Annotated in this window: 9 protein-coding genes; 3 read left to right on the forward strand and 6 right to left on the reverse strand. The window is 74.2% G+C overall.

Going from position 1 to position 17,430, the window contains the following annotated elements:
* On the forward strand, positions 1-3,372 hold the full coding sequence (locus R6Y94_RS04715; RefSeq protein ID WP_318394489.1) for an AfsR/SARP family transcriptional regulator: 3,372 nt from the start codon (positions 1-3) through the stop codon (positions 3,370-3,372).
* Positions 3,373-3,378: 6 nt separating this feature from the next.
* Here R6Y94_RS04715 and R6Y94_RS04720 read toward each other — a convergent pair whose 3' ends face one another.
* The 3 genes from R6Y94_RS04720 to R6Y94_RS04730 all read right to left on the reverse strand — a co-directional run bounded on the left by R6Y94_RS04720 (position 3,379) and on the right by R6Y94_RS04730 (position 7,456).
* On the reverse strand, positions 3,379-4,116 hold the full coding sequence (locus R6Y94_RS04720) for a fasciclin domain-containing protein (protein WP_318394490.1): 738 nt from the start codon (positions 4,114-4,116) through the stop codon (positions 3,379-3,381).
* Positions 4,117-4,301: 185 nt separating this feature from the next.
* Positions 4,302-6,440, reverse strand: a complete 2,139-nt coding sequence (locus R6Y94_RS04725) for a M14 family zinc carboxypeptidase (protein ID WP_318394491.1) — start codon at positions 6,438-6,440, stop codon at positions 4,302-4,304.
* A gap of 173 nt (positions 6,441-6,613) precedes the next feature.
* A complete protein-coding gene (locus tag R6Y94_RS04730; RefSeq protein ID WP_318394492.1) occupies positions 6,614-7,456 on the reverse strand; it encodes a GNAT family N-acetyltransferase in 843 nt (280 codons plus the stop codon).
* 165 nt (positions 7,457-7,621) lie between these two features.
* Between R6Y94_RS04730 and gltB the strand changes: the two genes are divergently transcribed.
* Positions 7,622-12,586, forward strand: coding sequence for a glutamate synthase large subunit (gltB, locus tag R6Y94_RS04735; protein ID WP_318394493.1), 4,965 nt, complete (start codon positions 7,622-7,624; stop codon positions 12,584-12,586).
* The gene (locus tag R6Y94_RS04740; RefSeq protein WP_318394494.1) at positions 12,579-14,063 is read left to right on the forward strand and encodes a glutamate synthase subunit beta; all 1,485 of its coding nucleotides are present in this window, start codon (positions 12,579-12,581) and stop codon (positions 14,061-14,063) included. Before gltB ends, R6Y94_RS04740 begins: the two co-directional genes overlap by 8 nt.
* A gap of 8 nt (positions 14,064-14,071) precedes the next feature.
* Here the strand turns inward: R6Y94_RS04740 and R6Y94_RS04745 are convergent, their stop codons facing one another.
* The 3 genes from R6Y94_RS04745 to R6Y94_RS04755 all read right to left on the reverse strand — a co-directional run bounded on the left by R6Y94_RS04745 (position 14,072) and on the right by R6Y94_RS04755 (position 17,278).
* A complete protein-coding gene (locus R6Y94_RS04745; protein ID WP_318394495.1) occupies positions 14,072-14,731 on the reverse strand; it encodes a class I SAM-dependent methyltransferase family protein in 660 nt (219 codons plus the stop codon).
* Positions 14,732-15,171: 440 nt separating this feature from the next.
* A complete protein-coding gene (locus R6Y94_RS04750; protein ID WP_318394496.1) occupies positions 15,172-16,302 on the reverse strand; it encodes a zinc-binding alcohol dehydrogenase in 1,131 nt (376 codons plus the stop codon).
* Positions 16,295-17,278, reverse strand: coding sequence for a Gfo/Idh/MocA family oxidoreductase (locus R6Y94_RS04755; RefSeq protein WP_318394497.1), 984 nt, complete (start codon positions 17,276-17,278; stop codon positions 16,295-16,297). The genes R6Y94_RS04750 and R6Y94_RS04755 overlap by 8 nt, the downstream gene beginning before the upstream one ends.
* Positions 17,279-17,430: the final 152 nt, after the last annotated feature.

Genomic DNA, 17,430 nt, shown 5'->3' on the forward strand with positions numbered 1-17,430 from the left:
GTGCCTGATCAACAGGCGAGTACGGAGCGGCGGCAGGCCACCCCGGGCGAGGTACGGCTGCTCGGGCGGGTCCGCCTGGTCGGGCCCCGGGGACCGGTGGCGTTGCCGGACGGCGCCGGCCCGCTCCTCGGACTGCTGGCGCTGCGGCCGAACGAGCCCGTCCCGGACGCCGAGTTGCTGGCCGCACTCGCCGGTCGGGACGCGCTGTCCCGGGCCGGCGCCCGTCCCCTGGACCGGGCGGCGACCCTGCTGGCGGCCGCGCTGGCCGGCTGCGGATCACCGGGCGCGCTGGAGATCCGACCCACCGGATACCTGCTCCGGATGCCGAGCGGCCGGATCGACGCGAGCCGGTTCAGCCGACTGCTGGACCGGGCCCGGCGCCGGATGGCTGCCGGAGAGCTGCGGGCCGCCGTCCGGCTGTTCCGGGCCGCCCTGGCCGTCTGGCCCGAGCCGCTGCCGGGCCGGTCCGCCGGGCGGCGGATGGAGCCCGGCGCCGACGCCGGCGATCCCTACCGGCTCTGCCCGTCCGGTTGGGCCGCCGTCGAGCTGGGGCGGCTGCGGCAGGCCAGGATCGACGCCTTCGAGGATCGCTGGGCGTGCGCGCTGCGGCTCGCCGTGGCGGCGCACGCCGCTGCCGGTGGCCCGGTCGCCGACCGGGCGGTGGTGGCCGCCGGGGCGACGGCCGCGCGGGTGGCCGGGGCGGCGGTCGCCGAGCTGACCTCGGCGGTGGCGGCCCATCCGCTGCGGGCACGGCTGTGGGAGCTGCTGCTCGTCGCCGCGTACCTGGGCCAGGGGCGCCGGGCCGCCGCCGACGTGCACCAGCGGGCCCGGGAGGTCTTCGGAGAGCAGTTGGGCGTCGAGCCGGCCGGCCGGGTGTGCGTACTCGCGGCGGCGGTGCGCGTCGGTGAGCTGCCCGAGGACTGGGCCACCGGGCACCGTCCGGCGCCGACGACCGACGTCACCGCCGTCCCGCCGGCGTCCCGAGCGCGTCCGGCCGCCCGGCTGCCGGTCCCGCTCACCGCCCTGCTCGGCCGGGACGACCTGCTCGCCGTCGTCGCCGAACGGCTGGACCGGCACCGCCTGGTCACGCTCACCGGAACGGGCGGAGCCGGCAAGACCCGGCTGGCGGTCGCGGCGGCGGGGAGCCGTACCGACCGGCCGGTCTGGTTCGTCGACCTGACCGCCGTGGAGAGCCCGGTACGGGTACCGCAGGCGGTGGCCGCCGCGCTCGGCGTACCGGACGTGGGGCGGGACATCGTCGAGGCGCTCGCCGCCGACCTGGGTCCGGTCCGGGCGCTGCTGGTGCTGGACAACTGCGAACACCTGGTCACCGGCTGCGCGGAGCTGGTGGAACGGCTGCTGTCCCGCTGCCCGGGACTGCGGGTGCTGGCGACCAGCCGGGTCCCGTTGCGGCTGCCCGCCGAGGCGCGGATCCGGGTGCCGGCGCTCGCCGTGCCCGAGGCGGGCACCGGGCTCAGCCTTGCGGCACTGGCCGCACATCCGGCCACCCGGCTCTTCCTCGAACGGGCCCGGGAGTTCGCCGGCCGGCCGCTCCCCGAGGCCAGTGCCGACGCGGTCGTGCGGCTCTGTGCCGATCTGGACGGGTTGCCGCTGGCGATCGAACTCGCTGCGGCGCGTACCCCGATGCTGACGGTCCAGGAGATCATCGAGCGACTGCGTACCGATGTACGGCTGCTGCGCAGCCCGGACCCGAGGCCACCGGACCGGCACCGGAGTGTCGCCGCCGCGGTGGAGTCCAGCCTGGCCCTGCTGGACGCCGACGCTTGCCGGCTGTTCGACCGGCTCTCGATCTGTGCGGCCGGGTTCGACGCCGAGGCGGCCCGGTCGATCGGCGGCCCGTCCGCACCGGCCGCCCTGGCCGCCCTGGTCGAGGCGTCCCTGGTGGAACCCCTGTCGACCGGCCCGGCCGAGCCGGTGGTTCCGGCTGGGTCGCCCGAGCTGGCGGGGCTGGGCGCGTCGGCCGAGCCGGTGGATCTGGCCGGCCCGCCCGGGCCGACCGGTCGAGCCGAGTCGTTCGGCCCGTCGGAGCCGGCCGATCCGAGCAGCGGCGCCGGGTTGCCCGGCCCGGGCGAGGGCGGCCGGACCCGCTACCGGATGCTGGAGCCGGTCCGCCGGCACGCGCTGGCCCGGCTGGCCGGCTCCGGTGCCGAGGTGGCTGCCCGGCAGGCGCTCGCGACGTACTGCCTGAACTTGGCCGAGCGGGCCGACGCCCGGCAGCGCGGTGCCGCCCGGGACCGGTGGCTGGCCCGGCTGCGCGCCGAGGAGCCCAACCTGCGGTCCGCGATGACCTGGCTGGCCGAGGCCGGCGCCGGCGGGCCCGCCCACGGCGACCTGCGGCTGGCCGCCGCGCTCGCCATGTACTGCCGGCTGGAGGGGAACTACCGGGAGGGCCACGGCTGGCTGTCGACGGCGCTGGCCCGGCACCCGGACGCCCCGGCCGCACTGCGGTCCCGGGCCGGGATCGGTGCGGCCATGCTGGCGATGCTGGCCTGCGACTACCCGGCGGCGATCCGGCACGCGGAGCTGGCCCGGGCCGCCTGCCGGAGCACCGGGAACCGCCGCGCCGAGGCGCAGGTGGAGCAGATCCTCGGTTCGGTGGCCCGGGAGCAGGCCCGGTACACCGAGTCCGCCGTTCACCTGGCCACCGCCGGCGCCATCTTCGCCGACTGCGACGACGAGTGGGGCGAGGCGCAGACCACCGAGCTGCGCGGCTTCACCGCCTGGCTCGCCGGTGACCTGGACCGGGCCGACTCGCGGCTGCGGGCGAGCCTGCGCCGGCACGAGCGGCTGGGCGACGCGCTGGCGGCGGCGAGCGCGCTGATGAACCTCGGTGCGGTCGCGTTGTACCGGGGCGACATCGACCGGGCGTCGTCGCTGCTGGACGTGGCGCTGAAGCGGTACTCCGCGATCGGCTTCCCGGAGGGGGTCGGCTGGGCGCACAACCTGCGCGGCCTGGTCGAGCTGCGCGGTGGGCGTACCCGGCGGGCCGCCCGCCACCTCCGGCTCAGCCTGGCCGCGCACCGCCAGGTCGGCGACCGCTGGCGTACCGCCAGTGTGCTGGAGGCGCTCGCCGAGGTGGCCCGGCAGGACGGCGACCCGGTACGCGGGGCCCGGCTGCTCGGCGCGGCCGACCGGATCCGGGAGGAGATCGGCGCTCCGGTGCCGGCCTGCGAACGGGCGGACACCGAGGCGACGGAGCGGGCCCTGCGGGCCCAGTTGGAGGCTCCGGTACGCCAGCCCAGGGTCACCGGCAGCGGCGGTTTCGCCCTGGCGCACCGGTACGGCCGGGAGGCGCCGCTGGACGCCGTGCTGGCCGGCGGTGCCCGGTCGAAGGAGGGCCGTCCAGGGTGAGTCGGTTCAGTGGCCGGAGCCGGCGTTGGGGTCGTAGGTGGTCGGCAGCTTGCCGAGCACGCCGTTGACGATGTGGATCCGGCCGCCCGCGACCTGGTAGTCGGCACAGACGCTCTGCACGTGCTCGCCGATCCGGGCCATCGGCCCGGCCGCGCCGACCGGCACCGTGCTGCCGTCGAGGGTGCGTAGCGAGCCGTCGGCGACCAGGTCCGCCAGCGGGTGCGCGCCGGCCACCAGGTGGGCCCGGACCAGGTCGCGCAGTTCGTCCTTGCGGTGGATCATCAGGTCGTCGAGGTTGTCCTCGGAGAACTTCTTCGCGAAGGCGTCGTCGGTCGGGGCCAGGATGGTCACCCCGCCCGGGGCGCGCAGCTCGGCCGAGAGGTCGGCGGCGCGCACCGCGGCCTCGAACCGGGTCAGCACGGGGATCCACTGCAACGCCACGTCGCCGGGCTGGCCGGCCAGCCCGGCCGGGTTGCCCGGGTCCGTGCCGGAGGGGAGCGCGTCGCAGAGCGGTCCGGTCACCCCGGAGCCGGCCGCCCCGCCGGAACCGGCCGCCGCGTCCCGCCCGTCGGGACCGTCGTCGGTGCAGCCGGCGACCGCGCCGGCCAGCAGCGCGGTGGTGGCCAGCGCCAGCGCGGCCCGGAATTGGGTACGGCCGATCCGGGTACGGCCGGCCGGTCGCCGCCCGGCGGAATCGTCGGCCGGGGACGGCGGGATGAACGGCTCGGTCACGACAACCTCCACGACTGAACTCTTTCAACCTGGACAGCGTGGCGCGTGCGCCCCGACTTACACCTGCGGACACCACGGATCGCAAGGAGGTGGAAAAGGTTCACTGACGGACGGGTGCCGTACCGGTGGGTCGGGCGTCGGCGGCCCGACCCACCGGTACGGCGGATGGTGCGGGGTTCAGCGGTGTGCCGCGCCGGTCACAGCGAGGCGCACTGGCCCGACTTCGGCCCGTTCACCGAGTTGGCGACCTCGATGTTGGTCGGTGCCGGGCTGTTGACCGCACAGCTCAGCGGACCGCTCACCGAGTTGCCGGCGATCAGGGCCGGGTCGCTGCCGGTGTTGTTCACCGCCACCGAGACCGGGCCGGAGATCGTGTTGTCGACCAGCGAGACCGCGCCGGTGGTGCCGGAGACCGACACCGGGCCGCGGACGGTGCTGTCCGCCAGGAAGACGCCGGTGGCGCCGGCCACGCTGACCGGGCCGCTGATCGTCGTACCGGTGGCGATCAGGATGGCGCCGGGCCGGACGGTGACCGGGCCGTTCACCGTGGCGTCCGACAGGCAGGCGAAGCCGGAGATGGTCAGCGGCCCGTTGTGCCGGCCGGTACGGGTCGGGTAGACCCGGGTGCCGCCGACCCACTCCTCGGCCCCCTGCGCGTCCAGCAGCAGCGGGATCAGGCCCCGCTCCGGCTGGGCCAGCGGCACGTAGTACCCGTCGGTGCCCTTGACGACCTTCCAGCCGTGCGCGGCGATCCGCTGCGCCACCGTGGCGCCGACCCCGCCGGGACCGTCGGTACGCGCACCGTTGTACTGCTCCTCGGTGAGCTTGTACGCGCACGGCGCGTTGTCGAGGATCATCTCCGGCACCGGCAGGTCGTCCCGAGGGCCGGCCTCGCCCGGGTGCGGTGCCGGGTGCGGCGGGATCGGCCGGGAGCCCCGGAAGACGAGCCGGCCGGTGTTGCTGGCCTGGAACTCGATGGCCTCGCCGCGGGCCTTCTTGATCTCCGGCAGCTTGGCCCGGTGGTAGTCGAGGAACTGGCTGAACGTCCAGAGCGCCGAGTACGTCTTGCGGCGCCGGTTGTTCGCCGAGTTGCCCTCGTCCGGCCGGGTCTGCCCGCCGGAGCTGCGCAGCTCCAGCAGCGAGTTGACGGTGTTCTTCAGCCCGAGGGTGTTGCGCAGGATGGTCTCCTCGCTCAGCCCCACGCCGCTGCCGCCCTGGCAGCCGTACGGGCAGGCCCACCAGCCGTCCTTGGCGCCCTCGACGTACATGTGACCCTCGATCATGTCCAGCGACTCGTCGAAGATCTGCTTGGCCACGTTCTGGTGCCGTGGCGGCAGCATCGGCAGGTCACCGGCCTGCGAGTTGCCGTACTCGTGCCCGTCGTAGCCGGCCACCGGCCGGTAGTCGCGGAGCATCCTCACGTACGCCGCGGTCTCCGGCTGGCGGATCAGCGAGTAGTCGCGGTTGAGGTCCTGCCCGGTCGAGTTGCCCCGGGTGTTGGCGGCCCGGCCGTCACCGTTGATGGTCGGCACGATCAGCACGGTGGTGTGCGTGAGCAGGTCGATCGTCTTGGCATCGGAGCCGAACGCCAGCTTGCGGGCCAGCACCAGGCAGGCTTCCCGGTCACCGGGCTCGTTGCCGTGCACGTTGCAGTTGATCGCCAGCGGCGAGGTCGCGGCGACCGCCGCCGGGGTGGCCGGCGGGGCCGGGTAACCGATCATCAGCATGTTGATCGGCCGGTTCAGCACGGTACGGCCGAGCTCCACCACCCGGACCCGGTCGCTGAGGCGGTCGATCTCGGCGGTGTAGGCGTACTCGTTGACGTCGCTGGTGTACTGCGCGGCCTTGGTGGTTTCCCACTGGGTACGCAGGTTCTCACCGGGGACGGCCGGGTCGCCCCACGGCTGCCGGGTGGTACCGGTGACCGGTGCCGAGTACGGCTGCTCGGCGGTGCCGATCCGGGCCCGTACCCGCCACTGGAACCGCAGGCCGGGGTCGAAGCCGGCGTCGGCGAAGGTCGGCGACTCGTTGTTGATCTGACGGTTCGGCCGCCAGACGCCGACCACCACCGCCGGGCCGGTGGCCACCCCGGAAGCGTCGACCGGGGTGCGCTCGATCTGGTAGTCGGTGGCACCGGGGACCGGCGTCCAGGCGACCGTGGCGTAGCCGTCGGCCTGGGTGACGGTGAGTCCGGTGACCTGGTTGGGCTCCGCGGCCGTGGTGCCGGGCACCGCCGAGGCCGGCTGGCCGAGCGCCGCCGAGGGGGCGGTGACGGTGCCGAGGGTGGCCGCGAGCAATGTAGACAGTACGACTACCGTCGGTTTTCTTAACCGCATGTGAACTCCGAGGGGGAGGAGTCGGGGGGACAGCACTGCGGGTCATCATGATCCCCGACGTGCGGCGATGCAATGATCTTGAGGATGTCTTGAGCAATCCTCAACCGTCCCCGGCCACCGCCTCCCCCAGGCGTCTACCCCTGCCTCCCCCGGAAGTTCAGGCTCCCGTCGACTCAGCCCACCGGGGCGGGCTCGGCGATGCAGGCCGTGCCGATCCGGCGGAACCCGACCCGCAGGTAGACCCGGGCGATCTCCTCGCTGCCGGCGGAGAGGAAGACCAGGTTCGTGCCGTCGTCGAGCAGTCGGCGGGCGAGCGCGGCGGTGACCGCGGCACCGAGACCCCGGCGGCGGGCCGTGGGCAGGGTGGCGATGCCGGCGATCTCGGCGACGTCGTCGACCCGCAGCGCCATGCCGCTTGCCACCGGGCCCTGCCCGGGCAGTTCGACCACGGCGGAGATCCGGCGGCCGGCGGCGGTGCGGGTGCGCTCCTCGTCCAGCGAGTCCACCGGCAACTCGACCAGGGCGGTGTCCCGGGCTGCCGGGCCGGCCACGCCGACCTCGGTGCCCGGTGCGGCGAAGCCGACCGCCGCGACCGCGCGCCGGGCCGCCACGTCGGCGGCGAACGTCGGCGCCGCCGGGTCCAGGATCCGCACCCGCGCCGCCGCGAGGTTCTCGGGCGGAGGCAGGGCGGCCGGATCGAGCACCATCAGCGGCGCCTCCAGCACCGCCAGCCCCGCCGACCGGGCCACCGCGAGCAGGTCCGGGTGGTTCTCGTGTACCCACTCGAAGGTCTCGGGCAGCCCGAGGTCGCGCTGGCGCTGGCGGACCGCTGTCACGTCGGCGGCCGACGGCGGCTCCGTGGCGCCCAACCTGGGTCGGGCGTAGAATGGCCATCCCGCCCCGTTGCGGACGAACAGCACCAGCCCGCCGAAATTCTCCGTGTGTGCCCCGTCACGCGGCACCGCATCGTAAAAGCGTTCCAACCGGTCAAACGGCTCGTCTCGTACAGATGCCACCGGGGGAGCGTACACGTACGGGACCCGGGGTATGTGATCAATTCCGCTGCCTGTGATCGGCCGAACTGGTAGACCCCGCCGGCCCCTACCGTAGACTCGAGAGACCCAGCAGGGCCGACGTCGTCCCGACCTAATGATTGAACGTGAGTGACGACAGGAGCCCCGGTGGCCTTTCCGTACCCCCAGGAACCGCACCTCTCCTCGTCGGCGGGTGCCGACTCCGCGTCGACCGGCCCCGGCCGGGTCCCGGAGCACGCCGGCCGGACGGCCCGGACGCCGGAGCCCCAGGGGCTCTACGACCCGGCCACGGAGCGGGACGCCTGCGGGGTGGCCTTCGTCGCCGACCTGCACGGCCGCCGCTCGCACGACGTCGTCGCCAAGGGCCTCGCCGCGCTCTGCCGACTGGACCATCGGGGTGCCCGGGGTGCCGAACAGAACACCGGCGACGGTGCCGGGATCATGCTCCAGGTGCCGGACGAGTTCCTCCGGGCGGTCGTCGACTTCCCGCTCCCGCCGGCCGGGCAGTACGCCACCGGCCTGGTCTTCCTGCCCACCGACCCGGCCGACGAGGCCCTCGCCAGGACCGTGCTGGAGAAGTACGCCCTGGTCGAGGGGGCGGACATCCTCGGCTGGCGGGACGTACCCGTCCGCCCGGGCGACCTCGGCGAGAGCGCGCTGGCGGCCCGGCCGGTGATCCGGCAGGTCTTCCTGGCCGCGCACCGGCTGACCGACTCCCCGGCCGGCCGGGCCGGCACCCCGCTGACCGGGATCGACCTGGACCGGGTCGCGTTCTGCGTCCGCAAGCAGGCCGAGCGGGAGACCGCCGAGCGGGGCGTGCCGGCGTACTTCCCGTCGCTGTCGGCCCGGACCATGGTCTACAAGGGCATGCTCACCCCGGACCAGCTCCCGGAGTTCTTCCCGGACCTGACCGACCCCCGGATGGCCAGCGCGATCGCCCTGGTGCACTCCCGGTTCTCCACCAACACCTTCCCGTCCTGGCCGCTGGCCCACCCCTACCGGTTCATCGCGCACAACGGCGAGATCAACACGATCCGGGGCAACAAGAACTGGATGCAGGCCCGGGAGGCGCTGCTGCGCAGCCCGAACATCCCGGGGAACATCCGGCGGCTCTTCCCGATCTGTACCCCGGCCGCCTCCGACTCGGCCAACTTCGACGAGGTACTCGAACTGCTGCACCTGGCCGGCCGGAGCCTGCCGCACGCGGTGCTGATGATGATCCCGGAGGCCTGGGAGAACGACCCGGACATGCCTGCGGCCAAGCGGGCCTTCTATCGCTTCCACGCCAGCCTGATGGAGCCCTGGGACGGCCCGGCCTCGGTCGCCTTCACCGACGGTTCGCTGGTCGGCGCGGTGCTGGACCGCAACGGGCTGCGGCCGGGCCGGTGGTGGCTCACCTCCGGCGGCCTGGTGGTGCTGGGCAGCGAGGCGGGGGTGCTCGACCTCGACCCGGCGACCGTGGTCGCCAAGGGGCGGCTCCAGCCGGGCCGGATGTTCCTGGTCGACACCGCCGCCGGCCGGATCGTGCTGGACGACGAGATCAAGTCGGCGCTGGCCTCCGAGCACCCGTACGACGACTGGCTGCACGCCGGCCTGATCGACCTGGCCGACCTGCCGCCGCGCAAGCACATCGTCTACGCCCACCACTCGGTACGCCGCCGGCAGCAGACCTTCGGCTACACCGAGGAGGAGCTGAAGATCCTGCTCGGGCCGATGGCCCGGGCCGGTGCCGAGCCGGTCGGCTCGATGGGCACCGACACCCCGATCTCGCCGCTGTCGACCCGGCCCCGGCTGCTCTACGACTACTTCCACCAGCTCTTCGCCCAGGTCACCAACCCGCCGCTGGACGCCATCCGGGAGGAACTGGTGACCAGCCTCCAGGCGACCATCGGGCCGGAGGGAAACCTGCTGGACCCGAACCCGGCGAGCTGCCGGCAGGTCGTGCTCCCCTACCCGGTGATCGACAACGACGAGCTGGCCAAGATCCTCTCCATCGACGAGGACGGCGACCTGCCCGGCTTCAAGGCGGTCCGGGTCTCCGGGCTGTACCGGGTCCGGGACGGCGCGGCCGGGTTGAAGGCGCGGCTGACCGAGATCTGCCGGCACGTCTCGGAGGCGATCGAGGACGGGGTACGCATCCTGGTCCTCTCCGACCGGGACTCCACCGCCGACCTGGCGCCGATCCCGTCGCTGCTGCTCACCGCCGCCGTGCACCAGCACCTGGTGCGGGAGCAGACCCGTACCCAGGCGGCGCTGATCGTGGAGTCCGGCGACTGCCGCGAGGTGCACCACACCGCGCTGCTGATCGGGTACGGCGCGGCGGCGGTCAACCCCTACCTGGCCTTCGAGTCGGTCGAGGACCTGATCAACACGGGTGCCCTGACCGGAGTCGAGCCGGCGTCGGCGGTCCGCAACTACGTGAAGGCGCTCGGCAAGGGCGTACTCAAGATCATGTCGAAGATGGGCATCTCGACGGTCTCGTCGTACTGCGGTGCCCAGGTCTTCGAGGCGGTCGGCCTGGACAACCGGCTGCTCCAGCGCTATTTCGCCGGCACGCCGGGCAAGATCGGCGGGGTCGGGCTGGCCGAGATCCACGCCGAGGTCGCCGCCCGGCACGCCCGGGCGTACGCCGTGAACGCCGGTCAGCACACCCACCGGCCGCTGGAGGTCGGCGGCGAATACCAGTGGCGCCGCGAGGGTGAACTGCACCTGTTCAACCCCGAGACGGTCTTCCTGCTCCAGCACGCCACCCGCAGCCGGCAGTACGACGTCTTCCGCGAGTACACCGCCAAGGTCGACGGGCTGGCCGAGCAGGCCGGCTCACTGCGCGGGCTGTTCCGGCTCCGCACCGGGGTACGCGAGCCGGTACCGCTGGAAGAGGTGGAGCCGGCCAGCGAGATCGTCAAGCGGTTCGCCACCGGCGCCATGTCGTACGGGTCGATCTCGGCCGAGGCGCACGAGACCCTCGCGGTCGCGATGAACCGGCTCGGCGGCAAGTCCAACACCGGCGAGGGCGGCGAGGACGTCGACCGGCTCTACGACCCGACCCGGCGCTCGGCCGTCAAGCAGGTCGCCAGCGGCCGGTTCGGGGTGACCAGCGAATACCTGGTCAACGCCGACGACATCCAGATCAAGATGGCCCAGGGCGCCAAGCCCGGCGAGGGCGGGCAGCTCCCCGGCAACAAGGTCTGGCCGTGGATCGCCCGCACCCGGCACGCCACGCCGGGCGTCGGACTGATCTCCCCGCCGCCGCACCACGACATCTACTCGATCGAGGACCTGGCCCAGCTCGTGCACGACCTGAAGAGCGTGAACCCGGCCGCCCGGGTGCACGTCAAGCTGGTCAGCGAGGTCGGGGTCGGCACGGTCGCGGCCGGGGTCGCCAAGCTGAAGGCCGACGTCATCCTGATCTCCGGGCACGACGGCGGCACCGGCGCCTCCCCGCTCAACTCGCTCAAGCACGCCGGCACCCCGTGGGAGCTGGGCCTGGCCGAGGCGCAGCAGACACTGTTGCTCAACAAGCTCCGCGACCGGGTCACCGTGCAGGTCGACGGCCAGCTCAAGACCGGCCGGGACATCGTCGTCGCCGCGCTGCTCGGTGCCGAGGAGTACGGCTTCGCCACCGCCCCGCTGATCGTCGCCGGCTGCGTGATGATGCGGGTCTGCCACCTGGACACCTGCCCGGTCGGCATCGCCACCCAGAACCCGGTGCTGCGGGAGCGCTACACCGGCCGCCCCGAGTTCGTGGAGAACTTCTTCCTCTTCCTCGCCGAGGAGGTCCGGGGCTACCTCGCCGAGCTGGGCTTCCGATCGCTGGAGGAGGCGATCGGCGCGACCGAGCTGCTCGACTTCGCCCCCGCCCTGGACCACTGGAAGGCGCACGGGCTCGACCTGCGGCCGGTGCTGCACGTACCGGAGCTGCCGGCCGGCGCGGCCCGGCGCGGCGTACGGGCCCAGGACCACGGGCTGGACAAGTCGCTCGACAACGAACTGCTCGCCCTCGCCGAACCGGCGCTGGCCAACGCGGAGCTCCGGGCGGAGGCGGCCAACGCCGAGGCGCGGGACTTCGTGCACGCGGGGTCCCGGGCGGAGGCGGCCAACGCCGAGGCGCGGGACTTCGTGCACGCGGGGTCCCGGGCGGAGGCGGCCAACGCCGAGGCGCGGGACTTCGCGCAGGCACCCCGGGTGCGGGCGTCGGTCGCGGTCCGCAACGAGCACCGTAGCGTCGGTGCGATGCTCGGCGGTGCGGTCACCCGGCGGTTCGGCGGGGCCGGGCTGCCCGCCGACACCATCGAGTTCGACCTCACCGGCACCGCCGGGCAGTCGTTCGGTGCTTTCCTGCCCAGCGGCGTGACGCTGCGGCTGACTGGCGACGCCAACGACTACGTCGGCAAGGGACTCTCCGGCGGGCGGATCGTGGTCCGGCCCGATCCGGCGGCACCGTTCGCCGGCGGCCTGGACGCGCCACCCGGCCCCAACGGCCGGGCCGAGGACCAGATCATCGCCGGCAACACCATCCTGTACGGCGCCACCGGCGGCGAGCTGTTCCTGCGCGGCCGGGTCGGCGAGCGGTTCGCGGTGCGCAACTCCGGCGCGGTGGCCGTGGTCGAGGGGGTGGGTGACCACGGCTGCGAGTACATGACCGGCGGCATCGTGGTGGTGCTCGGCAGCACCGGGCGGAACTTCGCCGCCGGCATGTCCGGCGGTACGGCGTTCGTCTGGCAACTGGACCGGCGCCGGGTCAACCCCGAACTGGTCGACCTGGCCCCGCTCACCGACGACGAGCGGGTCACCCTCTACGACCTGGTGCAGCGGCACTTCGCCGAGACCGACTCGTCGGTGGCGGAGGGACTGCTCAAGCGCTGGCCGGAGGCGGTGCGGGAGTTCACCGCGGTGGTGCCCCGGGACTACAAGCGGGTCATGGAGATCATGCGGGTTGCCCGGGCCGAGGGCCGGGACGTGGACGAGGCGGTGATGAGCGGACTCGCGGCCCCGGGCGTACCGGCCCAGCCCGCCGCCAGCACACCGCCGGCCGTGCCGGCCCCGCCCGCGTCCCCGGCCCGACCGGTCGCCCCCGGTTCGCGCCCGTCCCAGGAGGTGGCTCGTGCCTGACCCGAGTGGATTCCTCAAGCACGACCGGAAGCTGCCGGCCCGCCGCCCGGTGCCGGTGCGGATTTCCGACTGGCGCGAGGTCTACCCCTCCGCCGACGAGGGCCTGATCCGCGACCAGGCCACCCGGTGCATGGACTGCGGCATCCCGTTCTGCCACGACGGCTGCCCGCTGGGCAACCGCATCCCGGACTGGAACGACCTGGTCCGGACCGGCAACTGGGCGACCGCGATCGAGTCGCTGCACGCCACCAACAACTTCCCGGAGTTCACCGGGCGGCTCTGCCCGGCGCCCTGCGAGGCGGCCTGCGTACTCGGGATCAGCGGCGGTGCGCCGGTCACCATCAAGCAGGTCGAGGTGGAGATCGTCAACCGGGCATTCGACCTGGACCTGGTGACCCCGCAGCAGATGCCGGCACCGTCCGGCCGGTCGGTCGCGGTGGTCGGCTCCGGCCCGGCCGGACTCGCCGCCGCGCAGCAGCTCGTCCGGGCCGGGCACGCGGTGACGGTGTACGAGCGGGACGACGCGGTCGGCGGCCTGCTCCGCTACGGCATCCCCGACTTCAAGCTGGAGAAGGGGCACATCGACCGGCGGCTGGCCCAGCTCGCCGCCGAGGGCGTCCAGTTCCGCACCGGGGTGAACGTCGGGGTCGACGTCACCGCCGAGCAGCTCCGGGCTGAGCACGACGCGGTGCTGCTGGCCTGCGGTGCGCTCGCCGGCCGGGACACTCCGGCGACCCCGGGGCGCTCGCTGCGCGGCGTGCACCAGGCGATGGAGCACCTTGTCGCCGCGAACAGGGTGGTCAACGGCCGGGAGGAGTCGGCGCCGATCGACGCGGCCGGCAAGCACGTGGTGATCATCGGTGGTGGCGACACCGCCGCCGACTGCCTGGGTGTGGCGCACCGGCAGGGCGCGGCCGGGGTACACCAGCTCGACCTGTATCCGCGACCGCCGCGAGAGCGCGACGAGGCCCGCGACCCGTGGCCGACCTGGCCGTGGATCCTGCGCGAGTACCCGGCGCACGAGGAGGGCGGCGAGCGGGTCTTCGCGGTCGCGGTCCAGGAGTTCGTCGACGACGGCACCGGCCAGGTACGCGCGGTCCGGATCGCCGAGGTGACCGTCGAGAAGCGGGACGGCCAGCGGGTCCTGACCGTGCTGCCCGGCAGCGAGCGGGAGTTGCCGGCCGATTTGGTGCTGCTGGCGATCGGCTTCGAGGGCACCGAGGAGCAGCCGCTGCTCGACCAGTTCGGCGTGGTACGCAACCGGCGCGGCGCGATCGACGCCGACCCCGAGTGGCAGGCCGGTACGCCGGGCGTCTTCGTCGCCGGTGACATGCACCGGGGCGCCTCGCTGATCGTCTGGGCGATCGCCGAGGGTCGGGCCGCCGCCGCCGCGATCCACCGGTACCTGGGCGGGGCCAGCGAGCTCCCGGCTCCGGTGGCGCCGTCCGCGCAGCCGCTGGCGGTCCCGGCCCGCTGAGCCGGGAGTCATCCCGGCAGTGGTGCACCGACGAAGGTGAACATCCGGCCGCCCCGGTCGAGCGGCCGGGGCGTGCCCGTGAACCGGTGCGTGCCCACCCCGAAGCCGGCATCCGGGGCGGAAAGCCAGGTCAGCTCGAAGCCCTCCGCCGCGAACCATTCGCAGATCCGAGGCACAAGATCGGGTTCGCCGCGGTGCCGGGTCCACACCACGGTGCCACCGGTCGCGCAGAGCTGGGCGCAGTAGCCGACGGTGCGGCGTACGTCGTCGTCGGTGATGTTGCCGAAGACGCCGCAGACCAGGACGAGGTCGGCCGGCACCAGATCGGCGTACCCCTCGACCGGCGCGGCATCCCCGACCACCACCTCGACGCCGTCCAGTCCAGCCGCGCGGGCCGCGTCGCCGGCTATCCGGGCGTTGCGGGGGTCCAGTTCGACGAGTCGCGCGGTGACGTCCACCCGGCGGGGGTGCCCGGCCAGTACGTCCAGCAGGTCCCGACCCTGCCCGGCGCAGACGCTGACCGCCCGAATCGGGCCGGGAGCAGCAGCGTTGAGAAACTCTCCGATCCGCGCCTGGACGGTCGCCAGTCGCCGGCTCAGCACCGAGTCCGGGTCCGCATAGTCGTCGTGCCAGTCGTACCAGTTCTGTTGGGTCGTCCGTTCCGCCATACCCCGCAGGCTAGCGATCCGCCCGGTGAGATCGTCGTCCGCCGGTGCTCCGGTCAGTCGGCGGTACCGGGCACGGCGGTCAGCCGGCACCACCTTGGGCCCGGGGACCGCGGTGGATCGACTCCGGCGGGGAGTGTCTGATCCGGAGACTGTCGAGCTGCCCCGGCTGTGCGCCCAACCATCGCCGGCCCCGCCGCCCTGCGCAGCGGCGAGGGCCGGTGGTGGAGCCGACTGCGACGAACCAGCCGTAGTCCCGCCCTCCCGGGGCCGCTGCTGCCGATGCCCCGTTCGTGCACCCAGCTCGACAGGTCGCGCTGCAGGCTCCATCGGCTCGGCGGGTCGCGCTGCAGGCTCCATCGGCTCGGCAGGCCGCGCTGCAGGCTCCGGCCCGGGCAGGTCCAGCCCCGATCCCAGGCGCCAAGGTCCACCGCCCGCCTCGGTCAGGCGGCCAGCACCGCCTGCACCTCGTGCCGGCGGCCGGCGGCCAGCACCGCCTGCACCTCGTGCCGGCGGCCGGCGGCCAGCTCGGTCAGCAGCGCGGGCGCCTCGTCGAACGGCAGCACCGCCGAGACCAGGTGCGCGCGTACCAGGTCGCCGTGGTCGCGGAGCAGGGCGATCGTCTCCGCCGACAGGCGGTCGCGGTCCCAGGTGGGGGCCAGCCCGCGCGGTAGCCGGCCGATCTGCGCGCAGCGCAGCGACAGCCCGTTGTGGTGGAACTCCTCGCCGAGCCGCACCAGGTCGGCGCCACCCTGATAGAAGGCGAGGTCGACGACGGTGCCCTGCGGGCGGAGCAGCCGCAGCGCCAGATGCAGTGCCGACGCCTGGCCCCGGCACTGGAAGACGACGTCGGCGCCCCGGTCGTCGGCCGCGTGCCGCCACCGCGTCTTCAACACCACGGCCGGATCGTCCTCGGCCGGGTCGAGCGTCTCCAGGCCGAGCGCCTCGGCCACCGCCCGCCGCTGCGGCGTGGGATCGAGTACCACCACCGAGGCGGCACCGGCCCGCCGGGCGAAGAGCGCGGTCAACAGCGCCACCGCCCCGGCCCCGGTCACCGCCACCCGGCGCCCCCGCACCCCGTCGCCGAGGTCCCGCACACCGCTGCCGTACAGGTCGGCGGCGGCGTGCAGCAGCCCGTTTGCACAGATCGGCCCCATGTGCGCCACGTAGATCCCGAGCAGCGGATCCAGGTCGGCCGGCAAAGGCACCACCCGGTCGAGGCGCGGATCGCCCCGGTACCCCGTCCGGTGCCCGTACGTCATCGCCACCACCGCGCCCTCGGCGACCGCCGGGGTACGGCTGCCGGTCACCCGGCCGACCTCCATGTAGCCGAGCCGGGTCACCGGGTACGGCGTGCTCGGCGCGCCCTCGACGAACAGCCCGAGAGTGCCGTCCCAGCCGGCCGACAGGTACGGGTTGGTGCCCTTGACGTAGCTCAGCTCGGTGCCGGCGGAGACCCCGCTGAACAGGGTCTCGACCCGGAACGTGCCGTCGGTCAGCGGCTCCGGCTCCTCGTACCGGAACGCGACCTCGTGCGGTCCGCTGACCACCAGGTTCCGGTCCCGCTCAGACATTCGCCGGCTCCAGCGGCGGCACCCGGACCGGCTGGCCGGTCACGGCGGACTCGGCGACCGCCAGCGCCAGCAGGTGAGTCCGGAGCGCCTCCGGGTACGGCACCCGGACGTCCGCGCCGATCCCCCGGACCGCGTCGACGAAGGCGCGGTCCACCGCCGTCCGGCCCTGCTCCAGGTCACCGGAGACGCGCCGCTCACCGTCGGCGTCCCGGACCAGCAGGCCCTCCTCGCCGACCGACAGGGCCAGGCCGTCGGCGTACACCTCCAGGCCGGCCCGGTGCTTCCAGTCCAGCGCGCAGGTCGCGCCGAGCGTGCCCACCGCGCCGGTGGCGAACCGCAGCGCGGCGGCGGTCGCGCCGTCCACGTCCGCGCCGTCCGCGTCCGGCGGTGTGCCGTTGCCCACCGCCCAGACCTCGTCGACCTCGCCGACGAGATAGCGGGCCAGGTCGAGGACGTGCGCGGCCTGCTCCACGACCGGCCCGCCGGACTGGTCCCGGCGCGGCCACCAGCCGACCGGCGGCACCTTGTCCAACCAGGCGCCGGTGACCAGCCGGACCGGCCGGTCGGCCAGCAGCCGCCGGGCCCGGTCGACCGCCGCCAGGTAGCGCCAGTAGTGCCCGACCGCCGTCACCGTGCCCCGCTCCCCGACGAGCCGGTTGATCCGGGTCGCGGTCTCCCGGTCCAGCGCGAGCGGCTTCTCCACGAAGAGGGCCAGCCCGGCGTCGAGCACCGCCTCCTCGGGCGTGCCGTGCGCGAACGGCGGCACGCAGACGTACACCGCGTCCAGTTCCGCCGAGAGCAGCGTCGTGGCGTCGGGAAAAACCCGCGCCCGCGTCGACTCGGCCAGCCGGGCGGCCCGCTCCGCCGCCACGTCGGTGACCCCGACGATCCGTACGTCGTCGAACCCCGACAGCACCCGCGCGTGCCGCTGCGCGACGCCGCCCGCACCGATCAGCCCCACCCGGCAGACCCGCATCCTCGACCTCCCGTTCCCCGACCTCGACCGGACTTTCGCCTTCTCCGGCCTCGGCCGACGGGAAACCTCCGACCGGCATCCGAAACGAACCGTTCACCGGGCCGCTGCGGGGACGGCGTCATCCGGAGATCAAGCTGTTAGCCGGCCTTGGG

Source organism: Plantactinospora sp. KLBMP9567 (assembly GCF_033446045.1).
Taxonomy (GTDB): domain Bacteria; phylum Actinomycetota; class Actinomycetes; order Mycobacteriales; family Micromonosporaceae; genus Plantactinospora.